Below are 18,038 nucleotides of genomic sequence, written 5' to 3'. Positions count from 1 at the left end.
GTATCTTTGATTTAACAATAAGAATTTACGGTGCCGGTGTGCAATCGACGCAAGGACAGTCGTGCGCCGGCTCGTGCTGCAAATGGTGGGCCAGGTCGCGCAGCGCGGTCCGCACGCCTTCTTCCACCACAGGATGGTAGAACGGCATGTCCAGCATGGCCTCCACCGTCAGCCCGGCCTGCACGGCCCAGGACAGCAGATGGCCAATGTTTTCCGCGCGCGGGCCGATCATTTCGGCGCCAAGGAAGCGCCCCGTCGTGTATTCGGCGTAGACGCGCAGCATGCCTTTGTTTTGCAGCATCACGCGGCTGCGGCCCTGGTTTTCAAACGACACCTTGCCGATCGCAAAGCGGCCCGCATGCGATACGCACAGCTCGCTATAGCTGCTGCCCATGGTGGCGATCTGCGGCTCGGTGAAGGTGATGGCCAGCGGTGTGCGGCGCAGGCCGGGCTGGACGTCCGGGTAGCGCGCCGCATTGTCACCGGCGATGCGGCCATGGTCGGCCGCTTCCGGCAGCTGCGGGCGTTCGTTGTTGGCGTCGCCCGCAATGAAGATATGGCTGTCGCCGCACTGCATGGTGTGCGGGTCGTATAGCGGAATGCCTTGATGGTCGCGCTGCAGGCCGGTGTTCTCCAGCCCCAGCTTGTGCACATTGGGCCGGCGGCCGATGGCCGACAGCAAGTAGGCAAATTGCTCGGTATGCTGTTCGCCATTGGCGTCCTCGCTGGTGACGACCACGCCCAAGCCGTTGCTTTGCGGCGCCACATGAACCACCTTGGTTTTGAAACGCACATCGAGTTCGTCAGTCATGGCGTGGCGCGCCACTTCCAGCACCTCGGGATCGCTGAGCTGGGCCACGCTGCCACCGCGGCCAAAGATGGTCACGCGCACGCCGAGCCGCGCCAGCGCCTGGCCCAGTTCCAGGCCGATCACGCCGGTGCCGGCCACGGCCACCGATTCCGGCAGGTCATCCCAGTCAAACACCGCGTCGCTGCTGATCACGCGTGGACCGGCCGCGCGCCATTCGTCCGGCACAATCGGCGTGGAGCCGGTGGCAATCACGAACCGTTCGGCCTCGACCAGCGTGTGGTCACCGATTTGCAGCTGCGTCGGACTGATGAAGCGTGCATGGCCGTGGAGCTTGTCCTCGGCCGGATAGCCGTCCACGCTCTCCACCACAAAGCCGACAAAGCGGTCGCGCTCGCTACGCACACGCTCCATGACCGCCTTGCCGTTGATGCGCACCTGCCCCGGCGACACCCCGAACCGGGGCGCCACGTGCAGCATGTGCGCCGCGTCCGCCGCAGAAATGAGAAGCTTGCTGGGCATGCAGCCAACCCGCGCGCAGGTGGTGCCGTAGACATTGCTTTCGATCAGCAAAGTCTGCTTGCCGCCAGCCTTGGCGGCGCGATAACCGGTCATGCCGGCCGTGCCTGCGCCGATCACGGCGACTTCGGTGCGTAGAGTTTTCATACGGATCAGTCTACTCCGAACTGCGTTTTACGTTTTACTTTGCAGCAAAACAGTATTAGCATGACTTATTGTTTTTAAATTTTATAAGCCTGACTTATGGACAACTTGGATTACCGCGCACTGGCCGTGCTGGACGCCGTGGTCAGCCAGGGCAGCTTTGAAAAGGCTGCCCTGGCGCTGGGCATCAGCCAATCCGCCGTCTCCCAGCGCATCAAGGCGCTGGAAGATGCGGCGGGCCGCCTGCTGATCGTGCGCGGCCAGCCCGCCGTGCCGACCGGGCTGGGCCAGCGGCTGGTGTCCCATCACCGCAACGTCAAGCTCATGGAAGCGTCGCTTGATATCGATCTCGGCAACAAGATCAGCATGCCGGAGATTTCTCTGGCGGTGGATGCGGCCAGCCTGGCGACCTGGTTTCCCCTGAGTTTGCAGCCGCTGCTGTCGCCGCCGCGCTGCCAGCTGCATGTGCAACAGGCGGCGCCCGAGATGGCGCTGCACCTGGTGCGCGAGGGCAGCGTCTTTGCGTGCGTCGCGGCCGGCACGGCGGAACCGCAGGCCAATGGCCCGCAAGTCACGCCGCTGGGCCGCATGCGCTACGTGTGCGTGGCCACCAAGGTATTTGCCAACCACTGGTTTGGCGATGGCTTCATCGCCGACGCCGTACAGCTGGCGCCTGCCGTGGTCAGCGACCGCGACATGATGAACGGCTTCCTGCAGCAGGTGCTGGGCATGCGCGGCAGCTATCCGCACCACACCCTGCCGCTGTCGGCGGCCGCCAATGAGTGCATCTTCGGCAGCCTGGCCTACGGCCTGATGCCGCTGGCGCAGGTATCGTCGGCGCTGGCCGATGAGCGGCTGGTCGACCTGGCGCCCGATTTCTACGTCGATGTGCCGCTCCACTGGCATGCATGGAACCTGGACACGCCATTCACACGCGCCCTGTCCGAACAAATCATCGCCACGGCGCGCCGCTACCTGCTGCCAGCTTAAATATCCAGCGGATCGACTTCCAGCGACCACTTCACGCGGCTCTTCAGGTCGCGCAGTGTGAGTACCCACTCTTTCAGGAAGGCCTGCAGCGCCGGCCTTGAAGACGATTCAACCAGCAACTGGGCGCGGTCAACATTGTGCACGCGCGTCATCGTCATCGGAATTGGATCGTTGATTGTGATACCAGGATGCTCAAGACAATCGCGCGCCATCGTCAAGAATTCAATCGCTATCGCCAGCTCGCGCGCTTCCGCCCTCAATAGTGCCTGGAACAGATACGGCGGCAAGGCCGCCTGCTCGCGTTCCTCCAGCAGCGCTGAGGCAAAGTGGTCGTAATCGTGATGCACCACCGCGCCGTACAGCGGATGCTGCGGGTAGCGCGTCTGGATCAGCACCTCGCTCGGGATGCCTGCCCGTCCGGCGCGGCCGGCCACCTGCATCAGCTGCGCAAACAGACGTTCGCTGGCGCGGTAGTCCTGCGAAAACAGCGCCGTGTCCGGATTCAGGATGCCCACCAGCGTCAGCTTTTTGAAGTCATGCCCCTTGGCCACCATCTGCGTGCCGATCAGGATATCCACCTCGCCGCGGTGGACGGTATCGAACGCTTCCTGCGCGCTGCCCTTCTTGCGGGTGGAATCGGCATCGATGCGCAGCACGCGCGCCTGCGGGAACATGGCCTGCAAGCCCTCTTCCACACGCTGGGTGCCACGGCCCAGCGGTTGCAGGTCGACGTTGCCGCAGGTCGGACAGTGGCGCGGAATCCGCATCTCCAGGCTGCAATGGTGACAGCGCAGCCGGTGCTCCGGGCGATGCAGCACCATGAACGAGGTGCAGCGCGTGCACTCGCTGATCCAGCCGCAGGATTCGCAGCAAATCACCGGCGCATAACCACGGCGGTTCAGAAACAGCAGCGACTGCTCGCCACGCTCCAGCCGCTGGCGCACCGCCGCGATCAGCTGCGCGGTCAGGCCGTCGGCCGGCTTGTCGCGCTCCATATCGATGAGCTTTACGGTCGGCAGCACGGCGTTCTGCACCGCGCGCTCGCGCAGCTCCAGCTTGCGGTAGCGGCCGGACTGGGCGTGGTGCCAGCTTTCCAGCGACGGCGTGGCCGAACCCAGCACAATCGGGATCTGCAGCTGCCAGGCCCGCCATACCGCCAGGTCGCGCGCCGAATAGCGCAAGCCTTCCTGCTGCTTGTAGGACGGATCATGCTCCTCGTCGATGACGATGAGCTTCAGGTGCGGCAGCGACGACAGGATCGCCAGCCGCGTGCCCAGCACGATGCGCGCCTTGCCCTGGTGCGCCGCCAGCCAGTGCAGCATGCGCTCGCCTTCGGACAGGCTGCTGTGCAGCGTGGCCAGCATCACGCCCGGGAAGCGCGCGCGGATATTGCCTTCCAGCTGAGGCGTCAGATTAATCTCGGGCACCAGTATCAGGATCTGGCCATCCGGCTCGCGCGCCAGCACCTGGGCGCAGGCCTGCAGATAGACTTCCGTCTTGCCGCTGCCGGTGACACCGTACAGCAGCGACGGCGTGAAACCCTGGGCGCCGCCGATCGCATCCGCCGCCGCCTGCTGGGACGCGTTCAGCACCGGCATATTGGCGGGCGCCGGATCGTGCGGCGCGTCCAGCTTGGCCAGCTTTTTCAGCGCCCGGTCCAGCGCCACGGTGGTCAGCACGCGCAGATTCTTGGGCAGCCCCGGCAGCGCTACCTCGCCCAGCGGGCGCTGGTAGTAATCCGCAGCAAAGCCGGCCAGCGCCAGCCACTTGGCCGACAACGGCGATAACTGGCTGCGCACGGCCAGCGCATCTTTCAACTTGTCCACCGGCACATCGCTGGTATCGGCCACGCCGACAATCAGCCCCACCACCTCGCGCCGTGCAAATGACACCAGCGCCAGCTGGCCGACATGCGGGCGCTGATCGTCCTCGCACGGCCAGCGGTAATCAAAAACCGCGTTGAGCGGCGTATCAATGGCGATTTGCAGGTAGCAAGGGCGTGGATTATTCATGCTGCACCTTGCAAAAATCCTGATGCTGTATGTATCCACAGTTTCTGTGGATAACTTTGTGGACAATGGAATCTTAATCCCCGGAAAGCACTGACATCCATGTTGGTATCATCCAAAACCGGGTAAAAATTCAAAATTATTTCTCTTTAAAATCAATTACTTGGAAAACGCTTCCTAGGAGAGCGAAATTCGTCATCGCTTTCCGCCAGCTGTGCATAAGTGAAGTATTTAGGATGCTTTTTTGGGTGAAATCAAGCATTTTTTTGAACTTAAACACCATATTGCGCAGCACAAAGAGGGCAAATTTTATACTTATTCGTCGACCAAGCTTTGCGTCCTGATAACGAGCTTGGCAAGCCTGCTATTTTTGCCTAAAAATCGTGCAACGCAACATGGATTTAAGGCAAAACAGCAATATTATGGCTAAGTCACGGTTTACTAAGTCATTTTATTTTTTATCCACAGTTTTTGTGGATAACTTTGTGGAAAATGAACAAATAAACCAGGCACGCGTTTACCTTGCGGTTTACCGCTTGCTAAACATTGACCGGCAAGCTAGGTAAATTAACTTTAAAAATCATAGCCTTACGGATGTTTCCCCGGACAGCAAAAATAAGCTGCCTATTATTTCCGCAGCAAAAAAAATTGTGCATAAGTCGCTATGACTAGTCCGTTCGCACCAATGAAAAACCCCCATCGGCACTGGGCACACGCCCACGCCGATGGGGGTTTTTCCAGGCAACTCAGGCGGCGCGCAGCGCCTTGCTGTAGCTGTGCACCGCTTCCACCATGGCCGCCACACTCTCAGGCGGGGTGAATTGCGAAATACCGTGGCCCAGGTTGAAGACGTGACCGCTGCCATGGGCGTCCGGCTTGCCGAAGGCGTCCAGCACCTTGTGGACTTCCGCCGTGATCTGTTGCGGGCTGGCAAACAGGATGGCCGGGTCCAGATTGCCTTGCAGGGCGACCTTGTGGCCGACCAGCTTGCGGGCCAGCGACAGATTGGCAGTCCAGTCCAGGCCCAGCGCATCGGCGCCGATCTCGGCAATCTGCTCGATCCAGTGGCCGCCGCCCTTGGTGAAGACGATCGCGGGAATCTTGACGCCGTCTTTTTCGCGCTTGAGCAGCGACACCACCTGCTGCATGTACTTGAGCGAAAACTCCTGGTAAGCGCCATCGGCCAGCGCCCCGCCCCACGAGTCGAAAACCATCACGGCCTGGGCGCCGGCGTCGATCTGGGCGTTCAGGTACTCGGCCACCGATTTGGCGTTAATGTCCAGGATATGGCGCATCAGGTCAGGGCGGTTGTACAGCATCTTCTTGATGGTGTGGAACTCGCGCGAGCCCTCGCCCTCCACCATATAGCAGGCCAGCGTCCACGGACTGCCGGAGAAACCGATCAGCGGCACACGGCCGTTGAGCTCGGTGCGGATCTGGGTCACGGCGTTGAACACATAATCCAGCGAACCTGGTGGCGGCATGCGCAGCGCGTGCACATCAGCTTCGGTTTTCAGCGGACGCTCGAATTTCGGCCCTTCGCCTTCGACAAAATGCAGGCCCAGGCCCATGGCGTCCGGCACCGTCAGGATGTCCGAGAACAGGATCGCGGCATCCAGCGGGAAGCGGTCCAGCGGCTGGATCGTGACCTCGGTGGCATAGTCGGGATTGGTGGCCAGGCCCATGAAAGAGCCGGCTTTGGCGCGGGTGGCGCGGTATTCCGGCAGATATCGCCCAGCCTGGCGCATCAGCCACACAGGCGTGTAGTCAGTAGGCTGGCGCAGCAACGCGCGCAGGAAGGTGTCATTCTTCAGCGGAGCAAATTGTGGCATGGAAGGCAATATAGGGCATTCAAAGCAGCTATTATCGCATCCCAAGCCGATTTTCCGCCTTTAAGCACTTAATCCGGGGTCAGTTCTTGCAATCCAACATGAGCTCGTATGCGATTGCAAGAACTGACCCCGGTTTTGCTGGAAGATTTCGCGGGCTTTCTCTATCATGCGTAGCACCGTGCCTAGACCCTTTTTGGAGCCGTTTTATGACCTCTCAAGCATCCGCCATCGCCCCGTACGGCACCTGGACCTCGACCATCAGCGCCGAGCGCGTGGCGGCCGGCGCGGTGCCGATGTCCGCGCTGATGGTGGGCGGCACGGATGGCAGCGATATTTTCTGGCTGGCCGGCCGCGCAGCGGAGGCGGGCCGCAATACCCTGCTACGCCATCACGGCGTGACCACGGAGGAGCTGACGGCGGCGCCGTTCAATGTGCGCTCGCGCGTGCATGAATACGGCGGCGGCGCCTACACGGTCGACGGCGAGACGGTGTACTTCACGCATTTCAAGGATAACGGCGTCTACCGCATGCGCGCTGGCGAGGCGCCGGTCGCCGTCACGCAGCCAGGCCAGCAGCGTTTTGCCGATTTCGCCGTGGACCGCGCGCGCGGCCGGCTGATCGCGGTGCGCGAGCTGCATGGCGACGACGCCCACGCGCAGCCCGGCAATACGGTCTGCGCGATTGATCTCGACAGCGGCGCCGAGACGGTGCTGGTGCAGGGCGCGGATTTCTACTCGTCGCCACGCCTGTCGCCGGACGGCTGTTCGCTGGCCTGGCTAAGCTGGGACCATCCGCGCATGCCGTGGCAGGGCACCACGCTGTGGCTGGCCGATTTCAACCCGGACGGCACGCTGGCTGCGCCGGTAGGCATCGCCGGCGGCGCCGAGGAATCCATCTGCCAGCCAGAATGGTCGCCCGACAACCTGCTGCACTTCGTCTCCGACCGCAGCGGCTGGTGGAATCTGTACCGCCTGTGCCGCGACCGCCAGCGCACCGAAGGCCTGTGCCCGATGCAAGCCGAATTCGCCACACCGCACTGGACCTTCGGCAACAGCATGTATGGCTTCCGCTCGGCCAGCGAAATCATCTGCACCTACATCGACCATGGCGTCAGCCGCCTGGCGCGCCTGCTGCCCGGCAGCGGCAAGCTGGAATGCATCGCCAATCCCTACGAGGAAATCCGCGAGCTGCGCGTCGGTCCCGGCTACATCGCCATGCTGGCCGGCAGTCCGACCATTCCGATGGAACTGGCGCGCATCGACTTCACGGAGGATGGCGTGGAAATCCTCGCGCAGTCGATTGAAGACCTGCCGGACGAAGCCAACCTGTCGATCCCGGCCAGCATCAGCTACGCCAGCGCCAACGGCCGCACCTCGCACGCGTTCTACTACCCGCCGCGCAACAAGGACGTGCAGGCGCCAGCAGGCAGCAAACCGCCCGTCATCGTGATCGGCCACGGCGGCCCGACCGGCATGACAGTCAACACACTGAACCTGAAGACCCAGTACTGGACCAGCCGCGGCTTCGGCGTGCTGGATGTGAACTACGGCGGCAGCACCGGCTTTGGCCGCGCCTACCGCGACCTGCTCAAGGGCCAATGGGGCATCATCGACGTCGAAGACTGCGTCGAGGGCGCCAGGGCGCTGGTGGCGCGCGGCCTCGCCGATGGCGACCGCCTCATCATCCGCGGCAGCAGCGCCGGCGGCCTGACGACCTTGTGTGCGTTGACCTTCCACGATGTGTTCAAGGCCGGCGCCAGCTACTACGGCGTGTCCGACCTCAAAGGACTGGACCAGAATTCGCACAAATTCGAATCGCACTACAATGAGTACCTGATCGCGCCGAAAGCCCAGGCGGACGCCGTCTACCAGCAACGTTCGCCGATCAACCACACCGACAAGCTTTCGCGCCCGATGATTTTCTTCCAGGGCCTGGACGACAAGGTGGTGCCGCCGCAGCAGTCCGAAATGATGGTTGACGCGCTCAGGCAACGCGGCATCCCGGTGGAATACGTGGCGCTGGAAGGCGAAGGCCACGGCTTCCGTAAAGCGGAAAACATCATCCGCACGCTGGAAGCGGAACTCCACTTTTATCAAAACATCTTTGGCTTGAAAGCCTGAATAACGCATGACCGATCCCAAGCTGCTCGCCGAATTCGACGCGCTGCCCTTCAACGAAAAAACCATCCTGGCCCTGCTCGCGCTGATTGGCGAGCCGGCCGGCCGCACGCTGATCCTCGATCATCTGGTCCATGCGCGCATCGAGTACAACGATGATGGCGCCCCCTACACCGTCGCCACGCTGGACGATGCGCTGTCCAAGCTGGAACGCCTGGCCTTTGTCAGCGTGGTGACAGGGCGCGGCTTTGTCTGCAATCCCAAACTGCGCTGGCCGGCGATCCGCTCGGCCATCGGCACCCACGCGATGGAGGACCTGTGCGCCGCCTATGCGGAACTGGTGCCGATGCGCCAGACCTGGAACAGCATGGAGCCACGCAGCTACCGCGCCGGCATGGCGCGTCTGCGCATGGGCCTCCTGCGCGGCCAGACGCCACAGCAGATCCAGCCGGTGCTGACCTTCTGCCTGGGCAGCTATGAGGCGGCACAGCTGCACCCGGTGGTCGATATTCTGGGCCGTCCGTTTGAAGCGGGCATGATCGCGCTGGTGCATCCGCTGCTGCAGGACGATGTGCTCGCGGTGCTGATGCAGAACGCCCAGCATGAACCACTGACCGCACCGGTGCTGCGCGAATACTGCGAAATGCATATGCAGCGGCGCCGTGGCGAAATCAGTCCTGAACTGCGCATGGCGATGGCGGAAGATGCGCTGCTATGCGGCCGTCTCGATGACGCCAAGCGCTATCTGGAAAAAACCATCGGCGCACAAAGCCAGTACCTCGCCAGCATCGTTGTGCTGCTGCGTGGCGCCACCAGCGCCGCCATTATCGGCTTTGACGCTGCACTGAAAACCCTGCGCCGCGATACGGGCAAACGCAAGCAGCTGTTCTCTGGCATGGGCGGGCATCTGTACCTGCTGTCGGCACTGCGCAGTGGTGATCCCAAGCATTTGAAATCGGCCGAAGCCTATCTTGAAATCGCCGTCAAGCTGCCGAAGAACCACGACAGCGCGGTGCACCAGCAGATCGACATGCTGCGCCAGATCCGCGCTGGCATCATGCAGGTGGATACGGTGTCCACACTGGCGTGGGAACCAGGCCTGCAAACGCAGATGTTCCAGTTCCTGCTGTACTTCTGGCTCTCCATGCCGCAGCTGCAGGAACGTAAGGAGCAGTTGCAGGAGCTGGCAAGGAACGCGGAACGCACCGGCTATCTGTTCATTGCAGGGCAGGCCGCAGCGCTGCTGGGCCACATGGGCGATACCGGCATGCAGACGCACGCACAGGCGCTGCGCTCGCGCCTCGGCTTCCCCGATCTGACTACCTGGTTCGAGCGCCAGGAAGGCTGGCAGCGCCAGCTCACGGCGCTCATCAACCTGCAGCAGCCCGTATCGGCGGAAGCGCCGGGCAGCACGCGCCTGGTCTGGTTGCTGACCTACGATAACCGCAATGGCCTGACCGATATTTCGCCGGTCGAGCAGAAGCGCGACGCGCGCGGCTTGTGGAGCAAGGGCCGCGCCGTCGGCCTGAAGCGCCTGCGCTTTGAAACCGAGCAGTTCGACTTCCTCACGCCACAGGACATCCGTGCATCGGAAGCCATCACGGTCGCGCACCGTGGCTATCAGTCCACCGGCCTGACCTACGAAATCGATCCGCAGCGCGCAGCGCCAACGCTGGTCGGCCATCCGCTGCTGTTCTGGGCCGACGTGCCGGACATGCGCGTCGAGATGCTGGCCGGCGAGCCGGAACTGCTGATCAAAAAAAGTCCCGGCAATCTGGAGCTGCGGCTGCAGCCGCCGATTCCGGACGATAGCTCCAACGTCGTCATCACCAAGGAGACGCCGACCCGCCTGCGCGTGGTCAACATCCTCGATGAGCACCGCCGCATTGCCGCGATTGTGGGCGATGCGCTCAACGTGCCTTCGCACGCGGAGCAGCAGGTGCTGTCGGCGATCAGCGCCATTTCGTCGATGGTGACGGTGCAATCGGAAATTGGCGGCGACGCGCCGGATATGCAGCAGATGGCAGCCGACATGCGCCTCCATCTGCACCTGCTGCCTTACCAGCACGGCTTGAAGATGCAGATACTGGTGCGCCCACTGGTCAACGGCGCCTACTACAAACCCGGCGACGGCGCCGACAGCGTGATCGCCGATATCGGCGGCAAGCCGGTGCAAGCGCGCCGCAAGTTGATCGACGAACGCGATGCCGAGCGTGACCTGATCGCGAAGTGCCCGGTGCTGGAATCGGCAGAACACGACCACGGCGAGTGGCTGCTGGGCCAACCGGCCCTGTGCCTGCAGCTGCTGGTGGAACTGCAGGAACTGGACCCCGCCAGCATCGTCATCGCCTGGCCGGAAGGCGAGAGCTTCCGTGTCACCAGCAAGGTCGAAACCAAGCAGCTGCGCCTCGCCATCAAGAGCAACAAGGACTGGTTTGCCGCCAGCGGAGAGCTGCAAGTTGATGAAGGCAAAGTGATCGATCTGCGCACCCTGCTGGAGATGATGGAGAAGAGCCATGGCCGCTTCGTCGAACTCGGCGAAAACCGCTACATGGCATTGACGGAAGAACTGTACCGCCGCCTGCAGGAAGTCTCGGCCTACGGCGAAATCACGGCGGACGGCGTGCGCCTGCATCCGCTGGCTTCGTTCGCACTGGAAGAACTGGCCGACGACGTCGGTGGCCTCAAATCCGACAAGCTGTGGAAAGAACACCTGTCGCGCATGCAGGAGCAGGAGGCCTTCACGCCGCAGCTGCCAAGCACACTGCAGGCGGAGCTGCGCGATTATCAGCTGGATGGCTACAATTGGCTGTCGCGCCTGGCGCATTGGGGCGTAGGCGCTTGCCTGGCCGACGACATGGGCCTCGGTAAAACACTGCAGGCGCTGGCGCTGATGCTGGCACGCGCGCCGCACGGACCAACGCTGGTGATCGCACCGACCTCGGTCTGCATGAACTGGCTGAGCGAAGCGGCACGCTTTGCGCCGACGCTCAATATGCAGCTGTTCGGCGCCGGCGACCGTGCGGAGATGCTGGGTAACCTGCATGCTTACGATGTGGTGGTGACCAGCTACGGCTTGCTGCAACTGGAATCCAGCCTGTTCGCCAAGGTCCAGTGGAACACCATCGTGCTCGATGAAGCGCAGGCCATCAAGAATGCCGCGACCAAACGCTCCGCCGCCGTGATGGCGCTGAAGGGCGACTTCCGCATCGCCGTCACCGGCACGCCGCTGGAAAATCACCTGGGCGAGTTGTGGAACCTGTTCCGCTTCATCAATCCGGGCCTGCTGGGCAGCATCGAACAATTCAATCTGCGCTTTGCGGCGCCAATTGAAAAACCGCAGGACCACCGCGCCGAACTGGGCGCGCGCAAACGCCTGCGCCGCCTGATCCAGCCGTTCATCCTGCGCCGTACCAAGACCCAGGTGTTGACCGAGCTGCCATCACGCACCGAGATCACGCTGGAAGTCGATTTGTCGGCCGATGAAACGGCGCTGTACGAATCGCTGCGCCGCGCCGCGCTGGAGAAGCTGGAAGCGGTTGAAGGACCGGCCGAGAAGAAATCCATGCAGATCCTGGCGGAGATCATGAAGCTGCGCCGTGCCTGCTGCAATCCGAATCTGGTGGCGCCGGATCTGAAGCTGGCCAGCAGCAAGCTGGCGGCCTTCGCGCATCTGCTGGAGAACCTGCTGGACAACAAGCACAAGGTGCTGGTGTTCAGCCAGTTCGTGGATCACCTGTCGCTGATACGCGAGCATCTGGATGCACAGGGCGTCAGCTATCAGTACCTGGATGGCTCGACCTCGATGGCGGACCGCAAGAAGCGGGTGGACGCCTTCCAGGCCGGCCAGGGTGACGTCTTCCTGATCTCGCTGAAAGCGGGCGGCGTCGGCATCAACCTGACGGCGGCCGATTACGTGATCCACATGGACCCGTGGTGGAATCCGGCCGTGGAGGACCAGGCCTCGGACCGTGCCCACCGCATGGGCCAGTTGCGGCCGGTGACCATCTATCGCCTGGTGGCGCGCCATACCATCGAGGAAGGCATCGTTGATCTGCACCAGCACAAACGCGACCTGGCTGACAGCCTGCTGGAGGGCAGCGATGTCAGCAGCCGCATGTCCGCCGGTGAGATGTTAGCGATGCTGCAAGAGGGTCTGAAAAAATAATTCGGCTTGTATCGAACGCTCTCAAGCGAGCAGATTAGTGATAATCTCCTCCGCTTCTGATACAAGGCTGCATATGATGATTAAGACAAAACTTGCACTGGCTGCGTTGATGGCGGCCCTGGCCGCCGCGCCAGCCGGTGCCGCAACGCACCACCACAAAGCCGCTGCCAGCAAGAAGAGCGGCACGAGCAGTAAATCCAAATCCACCAAGAGCAGCAGCAAGGGCAAGGCATCGGCCAAGTCCACCGGCAAGACCAAAGCGGTTGCCGCAGCGGCGGCCGTTCCCGCACTGAAGGTTGCTGCGGAACGCTGGCAAGACCGCCAGTTCGACAACCTCAGCAACCAATTCCTCAACGCGCTGTGGCGCATCGATTCGGAAAGTGCAATCTACGCCGGCAAGTACGACACTGCCGCCATGCTGACCGTGCTCGACAAGGCGGAACAAGGCAAGGAGCTGGCCTTCATCGATGAGTGGAAAAACAAGTTCGCGGCCGTCAACGCCGGCAAGCTGTCGGCCAAGCAGCGTACCGACCTCGGTCTGTTGATCAACAAGCTGGACAGCGACCGCTTCCGCCTGACCAGCTTGCGTGAATGGGAATGGAACCCGGCCAGCTACAACGTGGCCGGTCCTATCGATCTGATTCTGAATACCGAGTATGCCGCGCAGCCTCAGCGTCTGCGCACACTGCTCAAGCGCATCGCCAGCATTCCGGCCTACTACGACGCGGCGCGCGTCAACATCGTCAACCCGACGCGCGAACATACCCGCCTGGCCATTGCGCAGGCGCCCGGCGTGCAAACCCTGCTGACGGAGGTGGACAAGGTGGCGCAAGCGTCGATCCTGACGCCGGTGGAAAAGCAGCTCTACACCCAGCGCGTAAATGCGGCGCTGACCGCAGTCGACAGCTATGTCGCGTTCCTGACCGAGATGGACAAGCAGATGGACACCAAAGGCCGTCGCACCTTCCGTCTGGGCAAAGAGCTGTATGAGCAGAAGTTTGCATTCGATGTGCAGTCGGCCAGCACGGCCGAGCAGACCTATCAGAAAGCACTGACGGCACGTGAAGAACTGCTGACCAATATGGACAAGCTGTCCGACGAGCTGTGGGACAAGACCATGGGCAGCACGGCCAAGCCGACTGACCGCTTTGCCAAGATCGGCATGGTGATCGACAAGCTGTCGGCGCGCCACGTGGCGCGCGAGGATTTCGTCAACGAGATCAAGCGCCAGATTCCAACGCTGCAGGACTGGGTCATCAGCCACAACCTGCTGACGCTGGATCCGAAGAAGCCGCTGGAAGTGCGCGCGACGCCGGCGTATGCAGCGGGTGTGGCGGGCGCCAGTATTGACGCGCCGGGTCCGTATCGTCCACAGGACCGCACCTACTACAACGTGACGCCGCTGGATGGCGCGACGCCGGAAGCGGCCGAGAGCAGCCTGCGCGAATACAATTACTGGATCTTGCAGATCCTGAATATCCACGAAGCGATTCCTGGGCACTACGCGCAGCTGGTGTATGCCAACCGTTCGCCATCGATTGTGAAGTCCATCTTCGGCAATGGCGCGATGGTGGAAGGCTGGGCGGTGTATGGCGAACGCATGATGCTGGAATCCGGCTACGGCGACAACGCGCCCGAGATGTGGCTGATGTATTCGAAGTGGAATCTGCGCAGCGTCACCAACACCATCCTCGATTACAGCGTGCACGTGCTGGGCATGACGGAGGAGCAGGCGATTGACCTGCTGACGCGCCAGGCGTTCCAGACGCGCAGTGAAGCGGTGGAGAAATGGCATCGGGTGCAGGTATCGTCGGTGCAGCTGACCAGCTACTTCAGCGGCTACAGCGAGATCATGGAACTGCGTGAGCAACGCAAGCAGCAGCTAGGCGCGAAGTTCAACCTGAAGGAATTCCACGAGCAGTTCCTGAGCTACGGCAGCGCGCCGGTACGCGTGATCAAGGGCTTGATGACGCAGTAGATCTGCGTGCGCTCAAGCTGATGGGCATGTGATTCGATACGATGGGGAACGGCTGCCTGGCAGCCGTTTCTGCTACGATCAAATCGGGAGGTACCATGACCATGCCCATCTTCGACACACTTGGCTACGTTGAGAAATTAACCGAAGCGGGCGTTCCGCGCCAGCAAGCCGTCGCGCAAGCCCAAGCCTTGATTGAAATCTTATCCGAAGGCACAGTCACGCCAGGTGTCGTCACCATACTCAAGGCTGATTTACTGGCACGCATGGATGCGTTACGGACGGAAGTGATCGAACGCATCGATGCGTTGAGGATTGAGTTCGGCGACCGCATTGATGCTGTGAGGAACGAACTCAGCGATCGCATTGATACTGTGAGAAACGAACTCGGCGACCGCATCGATGCTGTGAGGAACGAGCTTGGCGACCACATCGATGCTATGAGGAACGAGCTTGGCGACCGCATCGAAGCTGTGAGGAACGAGCTTGGCGACCGCATCGAAGCTGTGAGGAACGAGCTTGGTGGCCGGATCGAGGCTTTGAGGAACGAGCTTGGCGGCCGGATCGAGGCGCTGAAAACCGATCTGGCAATTTTCAAAGCGCGCACCAACGCGAAATTCACGATTTTGTTTGCGCTGCACGCCGTCCAGATCGGTATTCTGGTCTACATTGTCAGCCGGCTACCCTAGCCGGCCTGACAATATCGGTCAGGCTTTTTCTTCAGGTGCCGTGGAGATGCGGACGAACATCGGGGCCACCAGCAGGCCCAGCTCAAACAGCAGGCACATCGGAATCGCCAGCGAGAACATGCTGACGGCATCTGGCGGGGTCACAATCGCGGCGATCACAAAAGCGCCAACAATCGCGTACGGACGGATCTCTTTCAGCTTGGCCACACTGACCAGGCCCATGCGCACCAGAATCACCACCACCACCGGCACTTCAAACGTCGCGCCAAAGGCCAGGCACATCGACATCACGAAATCCAGGTAATTCTCGATATCCGGCATGACCGCAATCGAGGTCGGCGAGAATTCGGCAATGAACTGGAATACCCGGCCGAATACCAGGAAATAGCAGAACGCCACGCCAGCCATGAACAGCAAGGACGAGGAAATCACCAGCGGCGCGATCAGGCGTTTTTCGTGGGCATACAAGCCCGGCGCCACGAACGCCCACAGCTGATACAGCACCCACGGCAGCGACAGGATAATTGCAATCACCAGCGTCACCTTCATCGGCACCAGGAACGGCGAAATCACACCGGTAGCGATCATCTTGGAGCCGGTCGGCAGCGAACGTATCATCGGCTCAGCGATGAAGTCGTAAATGTGCGAAGGCCCCGGCCAGATCATCAGGACAATACAGACCAGCGCAATGCCGATCGACGCCTTGACCAGCCGGTCGCGCAGTTCGATCAGGTGAGAGATAAAGGTCTCTTCGCCCGGGTTAGAAGTAGTCATTTAATAGAATGAGCTGTTGGTAGAGCCGCGAGGACGGAAGCGGGCCACACGCGCCGCGCCCGAGGTCACATGCAGCTTGCCGCCATGACGCTGTTTGTACCAGTTAGGAATGGCCGAGTTGCGCACCAGCTTCTTGCGGCGGAACTCACGCGCCTTGCGCGCCACATCATCCGTAGTCACGTGGCTGAATGGCGAATGGTCATAAGCCGACGATGACGCATCGATCGCAGGCGTATCGCTGAAAGCATCCTCCACCTCCGCCATATTCCTGGAAATCGAGTTTTCCACATCAGACTTGATGGTCTGCGCCGCGTCCTGCACTTCCTTTTGCAGGTTACGCAGTTCTTCCATCTCGATTTCGCGCGAGACTTCGGATTTAACCTCGTTCAGGTAGCGCTGGGCGCGGCCATACAGCGTCCCGGCCATGCGCGCCACCTTGGGCAGCTTTTCAGGACCGATGACGACGAGTGCAACCACGCCGATGACAGCAAGTTTGGTAAGACCGAGATCGATCATAAGACAGTATCAGCTGCTTATTTCTTCTCTTTGGTATCGACGTCGATGGTGCCTGGCGCTGGCGCAGCAGGCTTGTCTTCGTCCGCACCCTTCACGCCATCCTTGAAGCCTTTCACAGCCTTGCCGATGTCGGAACCCATATTGCCCAGTTTCTTGGTGCCGAAGACCAGCATCACAATAACCAGAACGATCAACCAGTGCCAAATACTAAAAGAACCCATCATATTCCCCTTGCAGAGCGCGTGCGCTCCAGATTTATTCGTTGATTCCCAGAACTGCCGCAACAGTATAAGCGATGCGCAGTTTAACTGGTAAATATGACCACTTAACGTCAGATCAACGCTGGCCACGCCATGGATGAGCGCCGCCGATCACGTGCAGGTGCAAATGGTACACCTCCTGACCACCGTCCGGCCCACTATTGATTAGCGTCTTGTAACCCTGGGCCGGCGTGCCGTCGGCATCATAGCGGACCGCGCAACCGGCTTCCTCTGCCAGACGGGGGGCCAAGGCCAGCATTTTGCCCAGCAATTCCGGCTCGCTGCCGGCATCCTGCAGGGTGGCGAAGTGTTTCTTGGGAATCACCAGCAGGTGCACCGGGGCCGCCGGGTTGATGTCCTTGAAGGCCAGCAGATCATCGTCTTCATAGACGGCGGTCGAAGGAATTTTCTTTTCAGCGATTTTGCAGAAGATGCAATTTTCCACGAAGGACTCCGGTTTATTCTTTACGGGATGCTTTTTCCTCAATGCCCGACACGCCCTCACGGCGCGCCAGCTCATCGAGCACTTGCTGCGGCTTCAGATCGAACTGCGCCAGCAGCACCAGCGTATGGAACCACAAGTCAGCCACTTCGTACAGCACCTTGCCGCTATCGCCGCCGGCGCGCGCGTCCTTGGCGGCCATCACGGTCTCGGTGGCTTCTTCGCCGATCTTTTTGAGGATGGCGTCGTCACCCTTGGCGAACAGCTTGGACGTATAGGAAGCAGCAGGGTCGCCGCCATTGGCCGGTTTGCGCGATTCAATCACGTCGGCCAGGCGGTCCAGGATGGTGCTCATGCTTTGCCTGCCTTTTCGTAGATATCGGAGGGATCTTTCAGCACCGGCTCGGTGTTCTGCCAGTCGCCTTCCTGCGCATCGCCCTCAAACTTCTGGAAGAAGCAGGAGTGGCGGCCAGTATGGCAGGCGATGCCGCCGGCCTGCTCGATCTTGAGCAGCACCACGTCTTCATCGCAGTCGAGGCGGATTTCCAGTACCTTCTGCACGTGGCCGGACTCTTCGCCCTTGTGCCACAGCTTCTTGCGCGAACGGCTCCAGTAGACGGCTTCGCCGAGCTCCACCGTCTTGGCCAGCGCCTCGCGGTTCATCCAGGCAAACATCAGCACATCGTTGCTGCCCGCTTCCTGGGCGATCACCGGCACCAGGCCGTGCTCATCCCATTTGATTTTTTTCAGCCATGCCGCTTTCGGCTGGATAGGGGTATTCATGTTGCGACTCTC

General features: G+C 61.3%; 14 protein-coding genes. 5 read left to right on the top strand and 9 right to left on the bottom strand.

The window, feature by feature from the left end:
- Positions 1-25: 25 nt before the first annotated feature.
- Positions 26-1,474: a dihydrolipoyl dehydrogenase gene (locus tag GTP58_RS14090; RefSeq protein WP_161077968.1), complete on the bottom strand. Its 1,449-nt coding sequence runs from the start codon at positions 1,472-1,474 to the stop codon at positions 26-28.
- 96 nt (positions 1,475-1,570) lie between these two features.
- Here GTP58_RS14090 and GTP58_RS14085 point away from each other — a divergent pair, with 96 nt between their 5' ends.
- Positions 1,571-2,461, top strand: a complete 891-nt coding sequence (locus GTP58_RS14085; RefSeq protein WP_161077967.1) for an ArgP/LysG family DNA-binding transcriptional regulator — start codon at positions 1,571-1,573, stop codon at positions 2,459-2,461.
- On the opposite strand, the gene GTP58_RS14080 is transcribed toward GTP58_RS14085, so the two are convergent.
- Positions 2,458-4,473: a primosomal protein N' gene (locus tag GTP58_RS14080; RefSeq protein WP_161077966.1), complete on the bottom strand. Its 2,016-nt coding sequence runs from the start codon at positions 4,471-4,473 to the stop codon at positions 2,458-2,460. The two genes, GTP58_RS14085 and GTP58_RS14080, sit on opposite strands and share 4 nt — an antisense overlap.
- A 743-nt stretch (positions 4,474-5,216) precedes the next feature.
- Entirely contained in the window at positions 5,217-6,302 is a 1,086-nt protein-coding gene (gene hemE / locus GTP58_RS14075; protein WP_161077965.1) for a uroporphyrinogen decarboxylase, read from the bottom strand.
- Positions 6,303-6,508: 206 nt separating this feature from the next.
- On the opposite strand from hemE, the gene GTP58_RS14070 reads away from it, so the two are divergent.
- From GTP58_RS14070 to GTP58_RS14055, 4 genes are all read left to right on the top strand, one after another.
- The gene (locus GTP58_RS14070) at positions 6,509-8,422 is read left to right on the top strand and encodes a S9 family peptidase (protein WP_161077964.1); all 1,914 of its coding nucleotides are present in this window, start codon (positions 6,509-6,511) and stop codon (positions 8,420-8,422) included.
- Positions 8,423-8,429: 7 nt separating this feature from the next.
- A complete protein-coding gene (locus GTP58_RS14065) occupies positions 8,430-12,587 on the top strand; it encodes a DEAD/DEAH box helicase (protein ID WP_161077963.1) in 4,158 nt (1,385 codons plus the stop codon).
- A 76-nt stretch (positions 12,588-12,663) separates the two neighbouring features.
- The gene (locus tag GTP58_RS14060) at positions 12,664-14,565 is read left to right on the top strand and encodes a DUF885 domain-containing protein (RefSeq protein ID WP_161078150.1); all 1,902 of its coding nucleotides are present in this window, start codon (positions 12,664-12,666) and stop codon (positions 14,563-14,565) included.
- A gap of 95 nt (positions 14,566-14,660) precedes the next feature.
- A complete protein-coding gene (locus tag GTP58_RS14055; protein WP_161077962.1) occupies positions 14,661-15,251 on the top strand; it encodes a DUF1640 domain-containing protein in 591 nt (196 codons plus the stop codon).
- A gap of 18 nt (positions 15,252-15,269) precedes the next feature.
- On the opposite strand, the gene tatC is transcribed toward GTP58_RS14055, so the two are convergent.
- The 6 genes from tatC to hisI form a co-directional block, all read right to left on the bottom strand.
- Entirely contained in the window at positions 15,270-16,025 is a 756-nt protein-coding gene (gene tatC / locus GTP58_RS14050; RefSeq protein ID WP_072783285.1) for a twin-arginine translocase subunit TatC, read from the bottom strand.
- Positions 16,026-16,541, bottom strand: a complete 516-nt coding sequence (gene tatB / locus GTP58_RS14045; RefSeq protein WP_161077961.1) for a Sec-independent protein translocase protein TatB — start codon at positions 16,539-16,541, stop codon at positions 16,026-16,028. It lies immediately after the preceding gene.
- 17 nt (positions 16,542-16,558) lie between these two features.
- Positions 16,559-16,762, bottom strand: a complete 204-nt coding sequence (gene tatA, locus GTP58_RS14040) for a Sec-independent protein translocase subunit TatA (protein WP_072783665.1) — start codon at positions 16,760-16,762, stop codon at positions 16,559-16,561.
- Between the two features lie 115 nt (positions 16,763-16,877).
- On the bottom strand, positions 16,878-17,246 hold the full coding sequence (locus tag GTP58_RS14035; protein WP_072783281.1) for a histidine triad nucleotide-binding protein: 369 nt from the start codon (positions 17,244-17,246) through the stop codon (positions 16,878-16,880).
- A gap of 13 nt (positions 17,247-17,259) precedes the next feature.
- The gene (locus tag GTP58_RS14030) at positions 17,260-17,598 is read right to left on the bottom strand and encodes a phosphoribosyl-ATP diphosphatase (RefSeq protein ID WP_072783279.1); all 339 of its coding nucleotides are present in this window, start codon (positions 17,596-17,598) and stop codon (positions 17,260-17,262) included.
- Positions 17,595-18,026 carry a phosphoribosyl-AMP cyclohydrolase gene (hisI, locus tag GTP58_RS14025; RefSeq protein WP_072783277.1) on the bottom strand — a complete coding sequence of 144 codons (432 nt, stop codon included), beginning with the start codon at positions 18,024-18,026 and terminating at the stop codon, positions 17,595-17,597. The genes GTP58_RS14030 and hisI overlap by 4 nt, the downstream gene beginning before the upstream one ends.
- Between the last annotated feature and the right edge of the window lie 12 nt (positions 18,027-18,038).

It is taken from the genome of Duganella sp. CY15W, assembly GCF_009857555.1.
GTDB lineage: Bacteria > Pseudomonadota > Gammaproteobacteria > Burkholderiales > Burkholderiaceae_D > Rugamonas > Rugamonas sacchari.
This window is presented reverse-complemented; position numbering and strand designations above follow the sequence as displayed.